General features: G+C 64.7%; 14 protein-coding genes. 8 read left to right on the forward strand and 6 right to left on the reverse strand.

The genetic code is table 11. From position 1 onward, the window contains the following. The 4 genes from QZ609_RS13735 to QZ609_RS13750 form a co-directional block, all read right to left on the reverse strand. A partial coding sequence (locus QZ609_RS13735) for a M3 family metallopeptidase (RefSeq protein WP_295495607.1) occupies nucleotides 1–1,705 on the reverse strand: 1,705 nt, incomplete at its 3' end. Between the two features lie 96 nt (nucleotides 1,706–1,801). Further along, the gene (folD, locus tag QZ609_RS13740; protein ID WP_295495609.1) at nucleotides 1,802–2,671 is read right to left on the reverse strand and encodes a bifunctional methylenetetrahydrofolate dehydrogenase/methenyltetrahydrofolate cyclohydrolase FolD; all 870 of its coding nucleotides are present in this window, start codon (nucleotides 2,669–2,671) and stop codon (nucleotides 1,802–1,804) included. A 105-nt stretch (nucleotides 2,672–2,776) separates the two neighbouring features. Continuing rightward, nucleotides 2,777–3,412 carry a response regulator transcription factor gene (locus QZ609_RS13745; RefSeq protein ID WP_295495611.1) on the reverse strand — a complete coding sequence of 212 codons (636 nt, stop codon included), beginning with the start codon at nucleotides 3,410–3,412 and terminating at the stop codon, nucleotides 2,777–2,779. Between the two features lie 57 nt (nucleotides 3,413–3,469). After that, a complete protein-coding gene (locus tag QZ609_RS13750) occupies nucleotides 3,470–6,052 on the reverse strand; it encodes a PAS domain-containing sensor histidine kinase (protein ID WP_295495614.1) in 2,583 nt (860 codons plus the stop codon). Nucleotides 6,053–6,367: 315 nt separating this feature from the next. On the opposite strand from QZ609_RS13750, the gene aceE reads away from it, so the two are divergent. From aceE to lpdA, 4 genes are all read left to right on the forward strand, one after another. Next, nucleotides 6,368–9,058 carry a pyruvate dehydrogenase (acetyl-transferring), homodimeric type gene (aceE, locus tag QZ609_RS13755; protein WP_295495616.1) on the forward strand — a complete coding sequence of 897 codons (2,691 nt, stop codon included), beginning with the start codon at nucleotides 6,368–6,370 and terminating at the stop codon, nucleotides 9,056–9,058. 154 nt (nucleotides 9,059–9,212) lie between these two features. Continuing rightward, on the forward strand, nucleotides 9,213–10,871 hold the full coding sequence (gene aceF / locus QZ609_RS13760; RefSeq protein WP_295495619.1) for a dihydrolipoyllysine-residue acetyltransferase: 1,659 nt from the start codon (nucleotides 9,213–9,215) through the stop codon (nucleotides 10,869–10,871). A 105-nt stretch (nucleotides 10,872–10,976) separates the two neighbouring features. Continuing rightward, the gene (locus tag QZ609_RS13765) at nucleotides 10,977–11,549 is read left to right on the forward strand and encodes an MFS transporter (RefSeq protein ID WP_295495622.1); all 573 of its coding nucleotides are present in this window, start codon (nucleotides 10,977–10,979) and stop codon (nucleotides 11,547–11,549) included. A gap of 56 nt (nucleotides 11,550–11,605) precedes the next feature. After that, nucleotides 11,606–13,387: a dihydrolipoyl dehydrogenase gene (gene lpdA, locus QZ609_RS13770; protein WP_295495623.1), complete on the forward strand. Its 1,782-nt coding sequence runs from the start codon at nucleotides 11,606–11,608 to the stop codon at nucleotides 13,385–13,387. Nucleotides 13,388–13,489: 102 nt separating this feature from the next. Here the strand turns inward: lpdA and QZ609_RS13775 are convergent, their stop codons facing one another. Both QZ609_RS13775 and QZ609_RS13780 read right to left on the reverse strand, forming a co-directional pair. Beyond that, a complete protein-coding gene (locus QZ609_RS13775; RefSeq protein ID WP_295495626.1) occupies nucleotides 13,490–14,050 on the reverse strand; it encodes a hypothetical protein in 561 nt (186 codons plus the stop codon). A 348-nt stretch (nucleotides 14,051–14,398) separates the two neighbouring features. Next, entirely contained in the window at nucleotides 14,399–14,974 is a 576-nt protein-coding gene (locus QZ609_RS13780; RefSeq protein ID WP_295495629.1) for a phasin family protein, read from the reverse strand. Between the two features lie 402 nt (nucleotides 14,975–15,376). On the opposite strand from QZ609_RS13780, the gene QZ609_RS13785 reads away from it, so the two are divergent. From QZ609_RS13785 to QZ609_RS13800, 4 genes are all read left to right on the forward strand, one after another. Then, complete coding sequence (locus tag QZ609_RS13785) at nucleotides 15,377–16,351, forward strand: histone deacetylase (protein WP_295495632.1); 975 nt, start codon at nucleotides 15,377–15,379, stop codon at nucleotides 16,349–16,351. Beyond that, nucleotides 16,348–17,271 (forward strand): DMT family transporter, encoded by a 924-nt coding sequence (locus QZ609_RS13790; RefSeq protein ID WP_295495635.1) that lies wholly within the window; start codon nucleotides 16,348–16,350, stop codon nucleotides 17,269–17,271. The genes QZ609_RS13785 and QZ609_RS13790 overlap by 4 nt, the downstream gene beginning before the upstream one ends. Nucleotides 17,272–17,332: 61 nt before the next feature. After that, nucleotides 17,333–17,776 carry a thioesterase family protein gene (locus QZ609_RS13795; protein ID WP_295495637.1) on the forward strand — a complete coding sequence of 148 codons (444 nt, stop codon included), beginning with the start codon at nucleotides 17,333–17,335 and terminating at the stop codon, nucleotides 17,774–17,776. 10 nt (nucleotides 17,777–17,786) lie between these two features. Beyond that, nucleotides 17,787–18,494, forward strand: coding sequence for a nitroreductase (locus QZ609_RS13800; protein WP_295495641.1), 708 nt, complete (start codon nucleotides 17,787–17,789; stop codon nucleotides 18,492–18,494). Nucleotides 18,495–18,902: the final 408 nt, after the last annotated feature.

The following is an 18,902-nucleotide window of genomic DNA, read 5'->3' on the forward strand; positions in this document are numbered from 1 at the left end:
CGAACGTCGAGAACACGATCTGGCGCAGCGTCGCCATGCCGTTCTGGAAGTTCTTTGCGGCCAGCATGCGGTCGTACAGCGCACGCGGCAGCGGCTCGCCTGAATCGACCTGGCGGGTCATGCGCGACAGCACCTCCCACTCCCAGCAGAAGTTCTCCATGAACTGCGAGGGCAGCTCCACCGCATCCCATTCCACGCCGTTGATGCCGGACACGCCCAGCTCATCCACCAGCGTGAGCATGTGGTGCAGCCCATGGCCGAATTCGTGGAAGAGGGTGATGACCTCGTCGTGTGTGAACAGTGCCGGCTTGTCGCCAACCGGGCCGGAGAAGTTGCAGGTGAGGTAGGCCACCGGGGTTTGCACGCGCACATCGTCCAGCGCCTTGCGGCCGCGCGCGTCGTCCATCCAGGCGCCGCCACGCTTGCCTTCGCGGGCGTACAGGTCGATGTAGAACTGCGCGAGCAACTCGCCCTGGGCCGATTCCACGCGGAAGAAGCGCACGTCCGGGTGCCACACCTCGGCCTGCTCGGGGCGGATCTTGACCGAGAACAGCGTCTGCACGACGTTGAAGAGGCCATCCAGCACGGCGGGCTCAGGGAAGTACTGCTTCACCTCCTGCTCGGAGAAGGCGTACCGCGCTTCGCGCAGCTTTTCCGAGGCGTAGGCCATGTCCCACGGTTCAAGCTTGTCGATGCCGAGTTTGTCCTTGGCAAAGGCCTGCAGCTCGACCCAGTCTTTCTCCGCGAACGGGCGGGCGCGGTCGGCCAGCTCGCCCAGGAAGCGCAGGACTTCCTCGGGGGAGTCGGCCATCTTCGGCACCAGCGAGACTTCGCCGAAGTTACGGTAGCCGAGCATGTGCGCTTCTTCGGTACGCAGCGCCAGTTGCTCGGCCATGTTGGCGGTGTTGTCCCACTCGGCCTTGCCGCCGCCGTGCTGCGCACCCAGCTCGGATGCGCGCGTGACGTTGGCCTCGTACAGCGTGCGGCGCAGCGCGCGGTCATCCGCGTATTGCAACACCGGGAAGTACGACGGGAAATGCAGCGTGAACTTCCAGCCGGTAGCGTTCGGATCGTCGCGGCGGGCCGCTTCGCGTGCGGCTTCCTTGGCGTCATCGGGCAGGCCGGCCAGGCGGGCTTCGTCGTCGATCCGCAGCGCGTAGGCGTTGGTGGCATCCAGCACGTGGTCGCTGAAGGCCTTGGTCAGCTGCGCCTGCTGTTCCTGGATGGCGGCAAAGCGCGGCTTCTGGTCTTCCGGCAACTCGGCGCCGCCCAGGCGGAAGCCGCGCAGCTCGTTGTCGAGCAGCTTCTTGCGGGGGGAGGTCAGGGTGGCGTATTCGGCACTCGTGGCGATGGCCTTGTACTTCTCGAACAGTGCCAGGTCTTGCCCCAGGCCAGACCAGAACTCGGTCACGCGCGGCAGGTTGGCGGCATGCGCCTCGCGCAGGGCGGGCGTATCGGCCACCGAGCTGAGATGGCTGACGATGCCCCAGGCGCGGCCCAGTGGCTCGGTGGCGTCTTCCAGTGCCTGCACGACGTTGTGCCAGTCGGCCGGCGTGGCCGGCTCCTTGACCTTGGCGACAGCCGCCGCGGCTTGCTCCAGCAACGTATCGAGCGCCGGCGTGATGTGTTCAGGACGGATGTCCGCGAAGCGCGGCAGACCGGAGAAATCGAGCAGCGGATTGGCTTGGGGCAAGGTATCGGTCATGGCGGGCTCGTGAAACGGGGAGGTCGTGAAACGAAAAAAGCGTCCGATCCATCAGGTTGGGACGCTTTCTCCGTTTCCAATGGGATCAGGTGAAGCTTACGCCGCCAGCGCGGCTCCTTCAGCCACACGCTCAGCGGCTTCCAAGGTGTTGATCAGCAGCATGGTGATCGTCATCGGGCCGACGCCGCCGGGCACCGGGGTGATGTAGCCCGCGACGTCCTTGACGCCCGCAAAGTCGACGTCGCCGCAGAGCTTGCCGGCGTCGTCGCGGTTCATGCCCACGTCGATGACGACGGCGCCCGGCTTGACCATGTCGGCGGTGATGATGTTGCGACGGCCCACGGCGGCCACGATGATGTCCGCCTCACGCGTGTGGGCGGCCAGATCGCGCGTCTTGCTGTTGCAAACGGTGATGGTGGCGCCGGCCTGCAGCAGCAGCATCGCCATCGGCTTGCCGACGATGTTCGAGGCCCCCACCACCACGGCATTGGCGCCGCGCACCGGGTAGTTGACCGATTCCAGCATCTTCATGCAGCCGTACGGCGTGCACGGGCGGAACAGCGGGGCGCCGGTCATCAGCGCGCCGGCGTTGGCCACGTGGAAGCCGTCGACGTCCTTCTCGGGCGCGATGGCTTCGAGCACCTTGTGGCTGTCGATGTGCTTGGGCAGCGGCAGCTGGACCAGGATGCCGTGGATGCGCGGGTCGCGGTTCAGGGCGTCGATGCGGCCGAGCAGGTCGGCTTCGGTCAGGTCGGCCGGGTAGCGGTCGAAGACGGACAGGAAGCCGTTGTCTTCGCACGCCTTGATCTTGTTGCGCACGTAGACCTGGCTGGCCGGGTCCTCACCCACGAGGATGACGGCGAGGCCGGGCTGGTGGCCGCGCGCGGTGAGGGCGGCGGCACGTTGTGCGGCTTCGGCGCGGAGTTGTTTGGCAAGCGCGTTGCCGTCGATGAGTTGGGCGGTCATGGCTGGGCGGAGGAGGAGAGGGCAAAGCGCGATTATAAATCGCCGCCTTCCATTCCAGCCGCCCGGATCACCCGATGAAGCGGCGCGAACGCGCCGCAGGCAGGGTCAGCTATTGCGTGACAGGGCCAGACGCAGCAGGTCGGCCACCGTGTTCACGTTGAGCTTTTCCATGATGTTGGCGCGGTGCGCCTCCACGGTCTTGATCGAAATGCCCAGGTCATCGGCGATCTGCTTGTTCAGGCGGCCGGCCACGATGCGCTCCAGCACCTGTTGCTCGCGCGTGGTCAGCTTGCCCAGCAGGTCCTGGGCGGCTTTCTGCTCGCGCGCGGTGGAGTCATCCGAGCGGGCCTTGCTGAGCATGCGCTCGACCAGCTCGCGCAGCTCCGATTCGTCGAACGGCTTTTCGATGAAGTCGACCGCGCCCTTCTTCATGGTCGACACCGCCATCGGCACGTCGCCGTGACCGGTCACGAAGACGATCGGCATGCGGCTATTTTCGGCCAGCAGGCGATCCTGCAGTTCGGGGCCGCTCATGCCCTGCATACGCACGTCGAGGATCAGGCAGCCGACGCCTTCGCCGCGCTTGTCGTCGACCAGGAATTCCTCGGCGCTGCGGTAGGTGCGGACGGTGTAGCCGTTGCCTTCGAGCAACCACGTCAGCGAATCGCGCATGGCTTCGTCGTCATCGACGACGAACACGGTTTCGTTGCGCGGGGCAACTGCAGCGGGCGTTGCACTCATGGAGAGTCCTCGTTCTACGTTCTGGAAACCGATTGAAGCTGAATCCGTTGAAACCGGTCAAATCGGATGCAGCGGCAGGATGATTTTAAACGTACAGCCGATCCCGTCGGCATTGTTTTCCACCCAGAGCCTGCCAAGGTGGGATTCGATGATCGAACGGCAGATGTTCAGGCCCATGCCCATGCCATCGGACTTGGTGCTGTAGAAGGGCTCGAACAGGCGTTCCTTGGTGCTGTCGTCCACGCCGGGGCCCTGGTCGATCACCTCGATCAACACGGAGTTTTCCGGGTCATTGATCAGGTTGGCATGCAGGCGCAAGACGCTGGCGGCGCGCAGGCGCGGGTGGGCGGCCATGGCCTCGGCGGCGTTCTTGAGCAGGTTGACCAGCACCTGCTCGATCAGCACCGGATCAACATACAGGTGCGGCAGGTCGGCCGGCAGGCGTGTGAGGATGGTGATGCCGCGCCGAGTGGCTTCCAGCTCGGCCAGGCCGACGGCGTCCGCGACCATCTCGCGCAGGTCGGATTCGCGCCGCTGCGGCTGGCTGCGCTTCACGAAACCGCGGATGCGCTGGATGATGGTGCCGGCGCGCACCGCCTGGGCGGAGGTCTTCTCCAGCACCGGGATCAGCTCTTCCGGCGTGCTGCGCCCGCTCTTCAGGCGGCCGACCGCGCCCATGCAGTAATTGTTGATGGCGGCCAGCGGCTGGTTCAGCTCGTGTGCCAGCGACGACGCCATCTCGCCCATGGTGGTCAGGCGGCTGGTGAACTGCAGGCGTTCTTCGTGCTGGCGCGTCATTTCTTCTGCCGCTTTTCGCACGGTGATGTCGGTGGCGATCTGCATCTGCGCGAGGTGGCCGTCCACCCACTGGATGTAGCGGCGGCGCACTTCAAACCACTTCTGCATCGACGGCACGTAGATCTCGCGCGCGTCGGCGGCGTGCGGGGTCAGCTCGGAGGCGGGCAGGCCGGCATAGGCATCGACCAGGTCGAGCGCGTCGCTGGAGACATCGTCGGTGTCGACGTCCTGGCCGGAGAGCTGCAGGTGGCCGAAGGCTTCCCAGCCGAACAGTTGGCGGTAATACCGGTTGGCGAACAGCAGCTCGGCCTTGTCGGTGGAGAGCACCGAGACGGCCGCGTCCAGACTCTCCAGCACGGTGGTGAAGCGGTCGTGCGCGGCGGCCAGGTCTTCGCGCGCGCGCTTGGGCTCGGTGATGTCGGTGATCGAACTCATCCAGCCGGTGTGCCGGCCGCGGGCGTCGATCAGCGGCGAGACGTACATCCGCGCGTAGAAGCTGGTGCCGTCGCGGCGCATCATGCGCAGCTCCATGCCGTTGGCGGGGGCTTTGCCGCGCAGGGTCAGCTCGATGTGCTTCTGCATCTCGCCGATCTCGTTGGGCGGCCAGTACGGGAAGGGCGGCATGCGGCCGACCAGTTCCTGCTCGGTCCAGCCGATCATGCGGCAGAAGGCGGGGTTGACGTAGGTGATGCGGCCGTTGAGGTCGAGCGCGCGCATGCCGATCACCATGGAGTTCTCCATGGCGCGGCGGAACGACGTTTCCGCGAGCAGGGCGCGCTGCGCCTCGGAGCGGCGGCTGGTGTGCCGCCACACGCTCCACAGGCTCCAGATCACGAAGCACGACAGGCCCGCCACCAGCCACATCAGCATGTTGTTGGGCAGGTTGGACGGCGCCGGGTAGGCCTCCGCCCGCAGCGACAACGAATGCCCCGGCGGGTCCAGCAGCACCTCGTACGAGGCCGCCGCCTTGGGCACCGGCCGCAGTGACGTGCTGGCGCGGATCACGTTGTTCTTGTCGACCAGCGAGAAGCGGTAGCGGTCGGTCAGCTCGCCCGGCAGCAGCTGCGTGAGGATGCCGGTGACGGAGTACATGGCGCCCACCGTGCCGAGGAACTCGTTGTCGCGCACGATCGGCACTTCCATCAGCATGAAGCTCTCGCCGCGTTCGTTCTGGATCGGGCGGGAATAGACGGCGCGCTGGGTCTCGCGCGCGGCGTCGTAGGCGGACTGGATCTCGGCTTCGAGCGGGTGGTCGCGCGTTTCGCGCACGCGCTGCACGAACTCCGAATTGGCGGGGAAGGCCCAGCGCGGCCGCCGCGTGGCGTCCAGCCAGTTGATGAAGACCAGCTCGGGGTTTTCGCGCAGGAGCTGGCGGGCGGCGTCGCGGTAGGCGCTTGGGTCCAGCTGCGCGGCGCCAATGTCGCGGGCGAGCGCCGCCACCTGGTCCTGGTTGCTCTGCAGGGACAGCCGCACCTTCTGCTCGGCCCAGGCGGCGTCTCGGTAGAGGGCGTCGCGCTGCTGCTGCACCTCGGTGGCGTGCAGCTGATACAGGATGAAGATCATCGCGCCGGCAAACAGCACGATCGCCACCAGCGGGACGAACATGAACCAGTTGGTCGTCCAGATCCGGTTCAGGCGCGTGACCCACAGCCGGCGCGGCATGTTCGTGTGCACGCTGTCCTCCGGCGGCAGCTCTGGCGCGGGCACGGAACTTGGCCCCTGCGCAGGCGTCATCGCGGGCGGCTCCGTCACGGCGTTGGCCGCTTCAGATGTGGCTTGGGAGGGGGAGAGCATGATGGGCGGGCGAACGCCGGAATTCTGCGGAGGAAGGTTCAAGGACATCTGTGCAACTGCGCAAAATCAAGTGTAGCGGCAATCAATTGGCGGGTCGCTTGGGGAAACCGCTGGTGGCGCGCAAACGGTGGACGTGCGGATGTTGCACTGCAGCGTTAATTCAGTCCATATCTTGCACTGCGGCAATATTCCACATTATAAAAAACCATATCGCAATTTGAAAATTCCGCTTGTGCTGCATTTGCGTGTGCTCATAGAATCTGCGCAAAAGTCGGGGTGGCCTTGCTGCGTCGTGCGCGAGCGCGAGCGGGCGGGGCGCCCACCAAGAGACGCAACAACCGTTACGCTACCAAGGAGACCGCAATGTCGGCCGTACCAGAACAAGTCCTGGGTGCCACGCGCGCCAGCGACGTCGATCCCCAGGAAACCAAAGAGTGGCTGGAGGCGCTGCAAGGCGTCATCGGTGCGGAAGGTCCGGACCGGGCGGCGTTCCTCCTCGACAAGCAGATCGAGTACGCCCGCATCAATGGCGTGACCTCGCCGCTGCACGCAGAAACCCCCTACATCAACACGATTCCGGTCGAAAACCAGGACCGCATCCCCGGCGACCAGGAAATCGAGCACCGTATCCGTTCGTACACCCGTTGGAACGCCATGGCCATGGTCCTGCGCGCCAACAAGGACACCAACGTCGGCGGCCACATCTCGTCGTTCGCCTCGGCCGCCACGCTGTATGACGTCGGCTACAACCACTTCTGGCACGCCCCGTCGGACAAGCACGGCGGCGACATGGTGTTCGTGCAGGGCCACTCGGCGCCGGGCGTGTATTCGCGCGCCTTCCTGCTGGGCCGCCTGACCGAGAACCAGCTCGACAGCTTCCGTCAGGAAGTCGACGGCCAGGGCATCTCGTCGTATCCGCACCCGTGGCTGATGCCGGATTTCTGGCAATTCCCGACCGTGTCGATGGGCCTGGGCCCGATCATGGCGATCTACCAGGCGCGCTTCACCAAGTACCTGGCCAGCCGCGGCCTGATCCAGAACTGGGAAAACCGCAAGGTCTGGGCCTTCCTGGGCGACGGCGAGACCGACGAGCCGGAATCGCTGGGCGCGATCGGCATGGCCGGCCGCGAGAAGCTGGACAACCTCGTCTTCGTGGTCAACTGCAACCTGCAGCGCCTGGACGGCCCGGTGCGCGGCAACGGCAAGATCATCCAGGAGCTGGAGAGCGAATTCCGCGGTGCCGGCTGGAACGTCATCAAGGTCATCTGGGGCAGCCGCTGGGATCAACTGCTCGCCCGCGACACCAAGGGCCTGCTGATGAGCCGTATGATGGAATGCGTCGACGGCGAGTACCAGACCTTCAAGTCCAAGAATGGCGCCTACGTGCGCGAGTTCTTCTTCAACACGCCGGAACTCAAGGCCATGGTGGCCGACTGGTCCGACGACGACATCTGGGCGCTGAACCGCGGCGGCCATGATCCGCACAAGATCTTCGCGGCCTTCAAGTCGGCCACTGAGCACAAGGGCCAGCCGACCGTCATCCTCGCCAAGACCATCAAGGGCTACGGCATGGGTGAAGCCGGCGAAGCGATGAACATCGCCCACCAGCAGAAGAAGATGCCGGTGGACGCCATCCGCAAGCTGCGCGATCGCTTCAGCATCCCCATTGCTGACGACCAGCTCGAGCACGTTCCGTACGTCAAGTTCGAGGAAGGCTCGAAGGAACTCGAATACATGCGCCGCGCCCGCATGGACCTGGGCGGCTACCTGCCGGCCCGTCGCATGAAGGCTGATCCGCTGCAGGTGCCGGCGCTGGGTGCGTTCGACGCGCTGCTCAAGGCCACCGGCGAAGGCCGCGAAGTGTCCACCACGATGGCCTTCGTGCGGATTCTGAACATCCTGCTCAAGGACAAGAACGTCGGCAAGCACGTGGTGCCCATCGTGCCGGATGAATCGCGCACGTTCGGCATGGAAGGCCTGTTTCGCCAGGTCGGCATCTGGAACCAGGAAGGCCAGAAGTACGTGCCGCAGGATCACGACCAGCTGATGTTCTACAAGGAATCGCAGACGGGTCAGGTGCTGCAGGAAGGCATCAACGAAGCCGGCGCCATGTGCGACTGGATCGCGGCCGCCACGTCGTATTCGACGCATGGCGTGGCGATGATCCCGTTCTACATCTATTACTCGATGTTCGGTATCCAGCGTATCGGCGACCTCTGCTGGGCCGCCGGCGACATGCGCTCGCGCGGCTTCCTGCTGGGCGGCACCGCGGGCCGCACCACGCTCAACGGCGAAGGCCTGCAGCACGAAGACGGCCACTCGCACGTCTATCACGCCGCCATCCCGAACTGCATCTCGTATGACCCGACCTTCCAGTACGAACTGGCGGTGGTGATGCAAGACGGCCTGCGCCGCATGTACGTCGAGCAGCAAGACATCTACTACTACCTGACGGTGATGAACGAGAACTACGAGCACCCCGAAATGCCGGTGGGTGCCGAGGCCGACATCATCAAGGGCATGTACCTGTTCAAGAAGGGCGTCGAGAACAGCAACGCACCGCGCGTGCAGCTGCTGGGCTCGGGCACGATCTTCCGCGAGGTGATCGCCGCCGCCGAGCTGCTCAAGAAGGACTGGGGCGTCGAATCCGACCTGTGGGGTGCCCCAAGCTTTACCGAGCTGGCCCGCGAAGGCAACGCCACCGCACGCTGGAACCTGCTCAACCCGACTGAGGCTCAGCGCGAGTCGCACGTCGAGAAGATGCTCAAGGGCGTGCGCGGCCCGGTCATCGCATCGACCGACTACGTCCGCACCTTCGCCGAGCAGATCCGCGCGTTTGTCCCGCGCCGCTATGTGGTGCTGGGCACCGACGGTTTCGGCCGCTCGGACACGCGCGAGAAGCTGCGCCACTTCTTCGAGGTGGATCGCTACTGGGTGACGGTCGCGTCGCTCAAGGCACTCGCCGATGAAGGCGTGCTGCCGCGCGAAAAGGTGGCCGAGGCACTGAAGAAGTACAACCTCGACGCGAACAAGCCCAACCCGATGACCGTATAACGGAGCCGCCGGGCGCGCGGGTTGCGCACCGGCACGGGCACCGCCCCGACAGACTTTCCGCTTAGTGCATTTGCCTGCACGATGCGGTAGCCTGCGGGGCACTGTGTGTCCGCCGCCGGATGCTCTCGCCGCCAGACCCTCTGGAGACAGAAGAATGAGTCAAGTCGTAGAAATCAAGGTGCCGGACATCGGCGACTACAAGGACGTCCCGGTGATCGAAGTGCTGGTCAAGGCGGGCGATACCGTCAACGCCGAGGATTCGCTGGTCACGCTGGAGTCGGACAAGGCGACCATGGACGTGCCGTCGCCCAAGAGCGGCGTCGTCAAGGAAGTGAAGATCAAGGTGGGCGACGCTGTGTCGGAAGGCTCGCTGGTGCTGCTGCTCGAAGAGCAGGGCGCAGCCGCTGCTCCGGCACCTGCGGCACAAGCACCGGCTCCGGCCGCCGCTGCGCCGGCTCCTGCACCCGCTGCACAGGCTCCGGCTCCCGCGCCGGCTGCAGCAGGTGGCGGTACGGTGGAAGTGAAGGTCCCGGACATCGGTGACTACACGGACGTGCCGGTCATCGAGATCAGCGTGAAGGTGGGCGACAAGGTGGAAGCCGAGCAGTCGCTGATCACGCTCGAATCGGACAAGGCCACGATGGATGTGCCGTCGCCGGCAGCCGGTACCGTCAAGGAAATCCGCGTGAAGGTGGGCGATGCCGTGTCGCAAGGCACGCTGATCGTTGTGCTGGAAGGTGCGGGCGGTGCTGCCGCAGCGCCGGCGCAAGCTCCGGCCCCCGCACCGGCTGCTGCTGCACCGAGTCCGGCGCCTGCTGCTGCACCCGCAGCCGCTCCGGCCGCCGCACCCGCAACGTACACCGCCGACACCGTCGGCACGGTGGGCAAGGCTGCCCACGCCAGCCCGTCGGTGCGCAAGTACGCGCGTGACCTGGGCGTGAACGTCAACCTCGTTGGCGGTACGGGCCCGAAGAACCGCATTACGCAGGAAGACGTGCAGCGCTACGTCAAGGGCGTGATGACCGGCCAGGCCGCAGCGCCGGGCAAGGCTGCTGCAGGCACACCGGCTGGCGGCGGCGAGCTGAACCTGCTGCCGTGGCCGAAGGTGGACTTCACCAAGTTCGGCCCGATCGATCCGAAGCCGCTGTCGCGCATCAAGAAGATCTCCGGCGCGAACCTGCATCGCAACTGGGTCATGATCCCGCACGTCACCAACAACGACGAAGCGGACATCACCGACCTCGAAGCCCTGCGCGTGACGCTGAACAAAGAGAACGAAAAGGCTGGCGTGAAGTTCACGATGCTGGCCTTCGTGATCAAGGCCGTGGTCGGCGCACTGAAGAAATTCCCGACCTTCAACGCCAGCCTGGACGGCGACAACCTGGTCTTCAAGCAGTACTTCCACATCGGCTTCGCGGCCGATACGCCCAACGGGCTGATGGTGCCGGTGATCCGCGATGCGGACAAGAAGGGCCTGGTCGATATCGCCCGCGAAATGGCCGACCTGTCGAAGGCCGCGCGTGACGGTAAGCTCAAGCCGGACCAGATGCAGGGCGGCTGCTTCTCGATCTCGTCGCTGGGTGGCATTGGCGGTACGAACTTCACGCCGATCATCAACGCGCCGGAAGTGGCCATCCTGGGTCTGTCGCGTGGATATCAGAAGCCGGTGTGGGACGGCAAGCAGTTCGTGCCGCGCCTGACGCTGCCGCTGTCGCTGTCGTACGATCACCGCGTGATCGACGGGGCCGAGGCTGCGCGCTTCAACGCGTATCTGGCCAGCGTGCTGGCGGACTTCCGTCGCGTCAGCCTGTAAGCCCGCACGGGTGCGGCACGCATCGGGCTGCGAGCCTGTGCGTGCCGGCCCGCTTGGGTTTGCGGCGGTCGGCGGACCGGTCGGCTGACTTTTGGCGAGGACGACATGACGACGTGCGTGGTGGTCAAGAAAGACGGCGAAGTGGCGATTGCGGCCGATTCGCTGGTGACGTTCGGCGACACGCGCCTGGCGCGCGGCTACGAGCAGAACCAGAAGATCTTCCAGGTGGGCGAGTCATTGATCGCGTTGGCGGGCACGACGGCCCACTTCCCGGTCATGCGCAGCCTGCTGGCGGGTTTGGCCGATGAGTGCCGGCTCGGCACGCGCGACGACGTCTTCCGGACCTTCCTCAAGGTGCACGAAAAGCTCAAGGACGAGTATTTCGTCAACACCAAGGAAGACGACGACGACCCCTACGAGTCGTCGCAGATCACCTGCCTGATCGCCAACCCGACCGGCATCTACGGCGTCTATTCGTACCGCGAGGTGTTTGCGTTCGACCGCTTCTGGGGCATCGGCTCGGGGCGCAATTTCGCGCTGGGGGCGATGTCGGCGGTGTTCGATCTGCCGGGCAAGACGGCGGCCGAGGTCGCGCAGATTGGCGTGGCTGCCGGTGTCGAGTTCGATAAAAGTTCGGGCGGCCCGATCGAAGTGCACACGGTGCGTCTGCAGGATTGAAAGCGTCGGCGGCCAGGGCGATGCCTGGAGCCGACGACAAGAACAAGGAGTCAGGAATGAGCGTGGTGGAAATCAAGGTGCCGGACATCGGCGATTTCGATGCGGTGGAAGTCATCGAAGTGCTGATCAAGGCGGGCGATACCGTGGCGCCCGAGCAGTCGCTGATCGTGCTGGAATCCGACAAGGCCAGCATGGAAGTGCCCTCGGACGTGGCCGGCAAGATCATCGATGTGAAGGTCAAGGTGGGTGATAAGGTTGCCAAGGGGGCGGTGATTGCGACGGCGGAAGCCGGTGCGGCGGCTGCTCCGGCGCCTGCGCAAGCACCGGCTCCGGCCGCAGCACCTGCTGCCGCGCCGGCTGCGTCGGCACCCGCACCGCAAGCTGCCAAGCACGCAGGCGGCGCCGACATCGAATGCGACATGCTCGTCCTCGGCTCCGGCCCGGGCGGCTACTCGGCAGCGTTCCGCAGTGCAGACCTCGGCATGAACACCGTGCTGGTTGAGCGCTTCGCCACGCTGGGCGGCGTCTGCCTGAACGTGGGCTGCATCCCGTCCAAGGCGCTGCTGCACACGGCTGCCATCATGGATGAAGTCAAGGCGATGGCCGCGCATGGCATCGTCTACAACGAACCGAAGATCGACCTGGGCCAGTTGCTCAAGCACAAGCAAGCCGTGGTCGGCAAGCTGACCGGCGGCCTGGCCGGCATGGCCAAGTCGCGAAAGGTGCAGGTGGTGCGCGGCGTCGGCACGTTCCTCGACCCGAACCACCTGGAAGTGCAGGTGACGGACGGCGAGGGCAAGGCCACCACCGGCGAGAAGAAGGTCATCCGCTTCGCCAAGGCGATCATTGCTGCCGGCAGCGAATCCGTGAAGCTGCCGTTCATCCCCGAAGATCCGCGCATCGTCGATTCGACCGGCGCGCTGGAGCTGCGCGAAGTGCCGGCGAAGATGCTGGTGATCGGCGGCGGCATCATCGGCCTGGAAATGGCGACGGTGTACAGCACGCTGGGCGCGCGCATCGACGTGGTGGAAATGCTCGACAACCTGATGAACGGCGCCGACCGCGACCTCGTCAAGGTGTGGGACAAAATGAACAAGGGCCGCTTCGACAAGGTCATGCTCAAGACCAAGACCGTGGGCGTCGAAGCCAAGCCGGACGGCATCTATGTCAAGTTCGAGGGCGAGGCTGCACCGGCCGAGCCGGTGCGCTACGACATGGTGCTGGTGGCCGTGGGCCGCAGCCCGAACGGCAAGCGCATCGGTGCGGAAAAAGCCGGTGTGGCCGTGACCGACCGCGGCTTCATCGACGTGGACAAGCAGCAGCGCACCAACGTGCCGAACATCTATGCGATCGGCGACATCGTCGGTCAGCCGATGCTGGCGCACAAGGCGGTGCACGAAGGCCACGTGGCCGCCGAGGCCGCGCACGGCGAGAAGGCGTACTTCGATGCCAAGCAGATTCCGTCGGTGGCCTTCACCGATCCGGAAGTGGCCTGGGCCGGCCTGACCGAAGACCAGTGCAAGGCGCAGGGCGTCAAGTACAGCAAGGGCGTGTTCCCGTGGGCCGCTTCGGGCCGCGCCATCGCCAACGGTCGCGATGAGGGCTTTACCAAGCTGATCTTCGACGAAGAAACGCATCGCATCATCGGCGGCGGCATCGTTGGCACGCATGCGGGCGACCTCATCAGCGAGATCTGCCTGGCCATCGAGATGGGCGCCGACGCGGTGGATATCGGCAAGACCATCCACCCGCACCCGACGCTGGGTGAGTCGGTGGGCATGGCTGCGGAAATCTACGAGGGTGTTTGCACGGACGTGCCGCCCGCTCGCAAGCGCTAATATGCAATTAACCGCCGAGTTCTTGGGGAAACCCAAAAACTCGGCTGGCAGAAAGAAGGGCCGCTCAAATGGGCGGCCCTTTTTGCATCGTGGGCAGATGCATCAGTGTCGAGATTGATCGGTGCGCCGTTGTCGGCGCATGAGGCGGACCACCGCCACCAAGCGCCTCCATCCCAACCGCAGCAGGCCACGTCGTTGTGCCCGCCAAGCGGCCAGATGCGCCTGCAGCGATTGCCACGTTGGTGTGGCGCGCAGGGCAGCCACCATGCGTCGCTTCCAGGCCAGGAAACGGAATTCCAGGCGCGCGTACCAGCCAATGGTTTGCAGTTGCGGCCGCACGACGGTATAGATGCGCGCGCCCAAGCCCGTGCTGACTACCTTGGCGAGCACCAGCACCAAGGCCCCGGCAATGATGTGGCCACGTGCCAGCACGTAGACCGCCGCCAGCTTGAATGGCAGCAGGGCCAGCATCGGGAGCACGAACGCGCTCAGTGCTTCGATTGGTTCAAGCGCGGCGAGCCGGCGCTCCGCGGCCAGCACCCACGGGTGGGTCGCCAGCCGCGCGGTCGCGCGCAGCATCGCGTTCCAGATCCATTCTTCGAACAGGAGGATCAACGCGGCCAGGATGATCAGGCTACGCCGGGCCAAGGATTCACGGGACATCGGTCACATCTGTAGGCGGCAATACAGGATGGAGCTTCGCATATCCACAAAAGTTCGCAATATGCAGAGCGTCGTCGGGACGAGCGCACACAAAAAACCCGGCCGAAGCCGGGTTCAAAAGGTACCCACTGATCACCACTGAGGACAGGTTTTCTTTGCGGGACCGAGGAGACAATCATGCGCATACGGTGGAATGGACCGTCGGGCCTGCGTTTCGGTTCCGCGCAAATGCGCGCAAACAGCGTGTTTAGAGGCTGGGCTCGGTGGGCCTGCCACTGCGCGGCCGGGCACCAATGAAAACGGGCCTCCCGAAGGAGGCCCGCTCATGCGGCAGAAGGGACGGGCCGATTAGGCGGCGGTCGTCGACTTCTTGGTAGCAGCGCGCGCTTGGGCCGAAGCCTGGGCGGTTGCCTTGCTGGCAGCGTTGGCAGCTGCGTGGAAGTTGCTTTCAGCCAGTTCCACGGCTTGCTTGGTGGCCTTCTGCACCGAGTCGTAAGCGTTGTTGGCGGCGGACAGGGCCGACTTCACTAGCGCCACGGCGGACTCGGAGCCAGCCGGAGCGTTCTTCGACACGTTGTCGACCAGCGCGGCCAGCTTGCGGCTGTTCTCGGCGATTTGCGACTCGGCAACCTTGCCGAATTCGGTTTGCGTGTCCGAGAAGATTTCGTACAGGTGACGGCTGTAGGCCAGGGCCTTTTCAGCAGCCGGTTGCAGCAGGCCGGCTTGAGCGGTCAGCAGCTCTTGCGCGTCCTTGGCGGCCAGGGTCTTCTTGGCGTGTTCGACGTTCTCGGCCAGGGTGGCCTTGACGACTTGCAGGTTCAGTTCGACCAGCTTTTCGACGCCTTCAAACGCCTTGTTGGTCAGACCGAAAAAGGTCTCGAGGTTGGCTTTGTGCGCCGCAGCGATCTGTTCCTGAGTCAGCATGTTTGTCTCTCCAATCAATCAAAGGTGGACGGGGAATCAAAGTCAGAATTTAGTTCGCCCAGATGTACAAAGCGTGACGGTCAGCGTCGTGCCTTCCAGGCGACATCGCGAAGCATCGGGATGGTGCGTCGCAACAAATTCATTGTTGTTGAACGTCAATCGAGTGTCAAGCGGTTTTTGTGCATCGCACAAAAATCAGAATTGGCTGATATTTCGTGTGCAGGAATTGCGCCGCGAACCGTTTGCCGTAACTTTTTGTGGCATAAGAGCGCGCATTTTTGGTGCAAGGCGCCGGCTTGTTCTGCCATTTGGGGGCAGCGGTGTTGCAAAAAACCGATGGCGCCAGCGTAGGTTACGATTTCCCCGTCCGCCAGTTTTGTTGCGTTGCGATCGATCAGTCACATGCAGGTGTTCTATACCGACCATTTCGTTTTGCCGTTGCCACCGGGGCATCGGTTTCCCATGCGCAAGTACAGTCTGCTGCGCGAACGCGTGCTGGTCGACGTGCCTGGCCTGCTCATGCACGAGGCACCGCGTGCCGGTGACGACGCGTTGCTGCTGGCTCACGCACCGGACTATGTCAGCGCGGTCAGCGCCGGCCGGCTGGACCCGGCCCGGCAGCGCGAGATCGGCTTTCCCTGGTCGCCGGAGATGGTGGAGCGCAGCCGCCGCTCGGCCGGCGCCACCATGGCAGCGTGCGCGGCAGCCATGACGGACGGGATCGCCGTCAACCTGGCCGGCGGCACGCACCACGCGTATGCCGATAAGGGCGCGGGCTTTTGTGTCTTCAATGACGCAGCCATCGCCTCGCGCTGGATGCAGCGCCAGCGGGGCGATCACCCCATCGCGTTTCCGGTCGCCATCGTTGATCTCGACGTCCATCAGGGCAATGGCACGGCATCGATCCTGGGCGGCGATGCTTCGATGTTTACGCTGTCGCTGCACGGTGAGAAGAACTATCCGTTCCGCAAGGAGGCCTCCGATCTGGACGTCGGCCTGCCGGACGGCTGTGGCGATGCGGCCTATCTGGAAGCGTTGGCCGGCGCCCTTGACACGCTGGCTGCGCGCTTTGCCCCGCGCCTGATCATCTACCTGGCGGGTGCCGACCCGCACGAGGGCGATCGCCTGGGCCGCCTGAAACTGACGATGGATGGCTTGGCCCACCGCGACCAGCAAGTCTTCGATTTCGCATATGAGCGGCGCATTCCGATTGCCGTTACCATGGCGGGCGGCTACGGCAACAACATCGACGATACCGTGGCCGTCCACGCGCAGACCATCGCGCTGGCCGCACGGCATGCAGCGCGTTGGTCTGCGAGCCAGGCGGCACGGGCCGAGGCTGCCGCCGCTCCGATTCCCCAACCGCTTTCCGCATGAGTCAAGCGTATTCGGCCACGCCCGCGTCGGCCCGCGATTCCCATTCCCTGTTTGTCGTCGCCATGCCGTGGCTGTTCGTGCTGATCTGGAGCACGGGCTTTATCGTGGCCAAGTACGGCATGCCGTACGCCGAGCCGATCACCTTCCTCTTCCTACGCTTCGTGGGCGTGCTGGTGTGCCTGTTGCCACTGGTCTGGCTGGCACGTGTGCCGCTGCCGCGCCAGGCGGGCTCGGGCGATATCGATTGGCGCACCATCGGCCACCTCGCCGTGGCGGGGGCGCTGATGCAGTGGGGCTATCTGGCCGGCGTGTGGGCTGCGATCAAGCTCGGCATGCCCGCCGGCATGAGCGCGCTGATCGTCGGCATGCAGCCGATCCTGACGGCGCTGTATGTGTCGATGCGGGGTGAGCGCGTGACAGGGCGCCAATGGCTGGGGCTGCTGTGCGGCATTGCCGGGGTGGGGCTGGTGGTGGCCAACAAGCTGCACCTGGCCGGCGTGGGCGTGACGACGCTGGCATTGTGCTTGGGCGCGCTGCTGTCGATCACGGTCGGCACGCTGTATCAGAAGCGCCATTGCCCGGTGTTCGACCTGCGCATGGGCGCGTGCATCCAGTTCGGAGCGTCGGCGTTGCTGTGCCTGCCGTTCATGTTCCTGTTCGAGACGCGCGAGGTGCACTGGACCGCGCAGATGATCGGCGCGCTGGTGTGGTCGGTGCTGGCCCTGTCGATCGGCGCGATCTCGCTGCTGTTCGTGCTGATCCGCAAGGGCGCGGCGACCAAGGTGACGTCGCTGCTGTACCTCACGCCGCCGACGACCGCCGTGATGGCCTGGGCGCTGTTCGGCGAGCGTTTCCCGCCGCTGGCGGCTCTGGGCATGGTGATCGCCGCGTGCGGCGTGGCGCTCGTGATCCGCAAGTGACCGCTGGAAAGCGGCTGGCGTATCCTCGTAGTTTTCCAATGCCGCCCGAGCGCACGCCAGCATGAGCACGCCCCGACAGACGCGCGACGACTACCGTCACTTCCATACCATCACCACGCGCTGGATGGACAACGACGTCTACGGCCACGTCAACAACGTCGTCTACTACAGCTACTTCGACACCGTGGTGAATGCGTACCTGATCGAGCAGGGCGTGCTCAACCCCGAGACCAGCGAGACCATTGGCCTCGTCATCGAGACGCAGTGCAATTACTTCGCGCCGCTGTCGTTTCCCGATCCAGTGGTGGCCGGTTTGCGCGTTGCGCGCCTGGGCAACACCAGCGTGCGCTATGAAGTGGGCCTGTTCCGCGGCGATGCGCATGAGGCCGCGGCGCAAGGCCATTTCGTCCACGTCTACGTGGATCGCGAAACGCGCCGTCCGGTGCCACTTCCGGACGCACTGCGGGCTGCCCTCGAACCGCTGGCTGCCAACGCCGTCGCTTGATTGCCTTGCCATGAACGACCGTCATCCCACTCCGAGTGAAGTCGAACGGATCGATCGCGCCATCACGTCGCGGCGCTCGATTCGCGCGTTCCTGCCGACGCCGATCGCGCGCGCGGATATCGAGGCGATCCTCGATGTCGCGCGGCGTGCGCCGTCGGGCAGCAACACGCAGCCATGGCGTGTCTACGTGCTCACGGGCGAATCCAAGGCGCGCCTGTCGGAAGCCATCGCCGACGCATACGACCATCCGGAGGTCGATACGCTGCACCGCGAGGAATACCCGTACTACCCGCGCACGTGGGTCGATCCGTATCAAAGCCGGCGCCGCAAGGTCGGCTGGGATCTCTACGGCCTACTCGGCATCGGTCGCGCGGAGAAATCGCGCATGCACGCACAGCATGCGCGCAACTTCCGCTTCTTCGATGCGCCGGTCGGCCTGATCTTCACCATCGATCGCGTGATGGAGCAGGGCAGCTGGCTCGACTACGGCATGTTCCTCGAAGCCGTGATGGTGGCGGCGCGCGGGCGGGGGCTCGATACCTGTCCGCAAGCGGCGTTCACGCAATTCCACCGGATCATTGCGCAGCACCTGGCGTTGGCGGACGAGGAGATGGTGGTGTGCGGCATGTCCCTGGGCTATGCCGATCCCAATGCGGCTGAGAACGCGCTTGTCACCGAGCGCGCGCCTGTCGCCGAGTTCACACGCTTCCTTGATTGACGACGCTTCGCGCACATGGCTGCGCAAGGGCCGAATAACGCTGAAAAAGTCTTTGAATTGTGTCAACAGAATCGGCTGTGCGCCGTTAGACTTCCATCAGGTGCTTGATCTGTCTGATTGACAGCGTTGTGAGGAAGTGTTGGAGCACGTTGTAATCCGTGTTTGTCGCCGTCGGCCACGGAACTGACGTGCCGCGCAAGGCTCCTTTTCTGGGGCTGGTGACGTTCTCCGAAGTCTCCCTCCTCGAAGTGCTTTTCGCGCAACTTTTTCTGCGGTTCGCGCCTTCTGCTAGCACGGAATTGCGTCGAAATGATGTCCGAATGATAAGGCTCCAAAGGTCAAACTTTAAGGCTGTGAGCTAAGTCCTTCATCTTGCTAAGAATTTTGTTTTTGCCTACACTTGCGCCA

The organism is uncultured Ralstonia sp. (assembly GCA_913056305.1).
GTDB lineage: Bacteria > Pseudomonadota > Gammaproteobacteria > Burkholderiales > Burkholderiaceae > Ralstonia.

What these genes read in the sequence shown, in the direction of transcription:
- folD (WP_295495609.1), bottom strand. Translation starts at nt 2,671, where the DNA reads ATGACCGCCCAACTCATCGACGGCAACGCGCTTGCCAAACAACTCCGC.
- QZ609_RS13745 (WP_295495611.1), bottom strand. Translation starts at nt 3,412, where the DNA reads ATGAGTGCAACGCCCGCTGCAGTTGCCCCGCGCAACGAAACCGTGTTC.
- QZ609_RS13750 (WP_295495614.1), bottom strand. Translation starts at nt 6,052, where the DNA reads ATGTCCTTGAACCTTCCTCCGCAGAATTCCGGCGTTCGCCCGCCCATC.
- aceE (WP_295495616.1), top strand. Translation starts at nt 6,368, where the DNA reads ATGTCGGCCGTACCAGAACAAGTCCTGGGTGCCACGCGCGCCAGCGAC.
- aceF (WP_295495619.1), top strand. Translation starts at nt 9,213, where the DNA reads ATGAGTCAAGTCGTAGAAATCAAGGTGCCGGACATCGGCGACTACAAG.
- QZ609_RS13765 (WP_295495622.1), top strand. Translation starts at nt 10,977, where the DNA reads ATGACGACGTGCGTGGTGGTCAAGAAAGACGGCGAAGTGGCGATTGCG.
- lpdA (WP_295495623.1), top strand. Translation starts at nt 11,606, where the DNA reads ATGAGCGTGGTGGAAATCAAGGTGCCGGACATCGGCGATTTCGATGCG.
- QZ609_RS13775 (WP_295495626.1), bottom strand. Translation starts at nt 14,050, where the DNA reads ATGTCCCGTGAATCCTTGGCCCGGCGTAGCCTGATCATCCTGGCCGCG.
- QZ609_RS13780 (WP_295495629.1), bottom strand. Translation starts at nt 14,974, where the DNA reads ATGCTGACTCAGGAACAGATCGCTGCGGCGCACAAAGCCAACCTCGAG.
- QZ609_RS13785 (WP_295495632.1), top strand. Translation starts at nt 15,377, where the DNA reads ATGCAGGTGTTCTATACCGACCATTTCGTTTTGCCGTTGCCACCGGGG.
- QZ609_RS13790 (WP_295495635.1), top strand. Translation starts at nt 16,348, where the DNA reads ATGAGTCAAGCGTATTCGGCCACGCCCGCGTCGGCCCGCGATTCCCAT.
- QZ609_RS13795 (WP_295495637.1), top strand. Translation starts at nt 17,333, where the DNA reads ATGAGCACGCCCCGACAGACGCGCGACGACTACCGTCACTTCCATACC.
- QZ609_RS13800 (WP_295495641.1), top strand. Translation starts at nt 17,787, where the DNA reads ATGAACGACCGTCATCCCACTCCGAGTGAAGTCGAACGGATCGATCGC.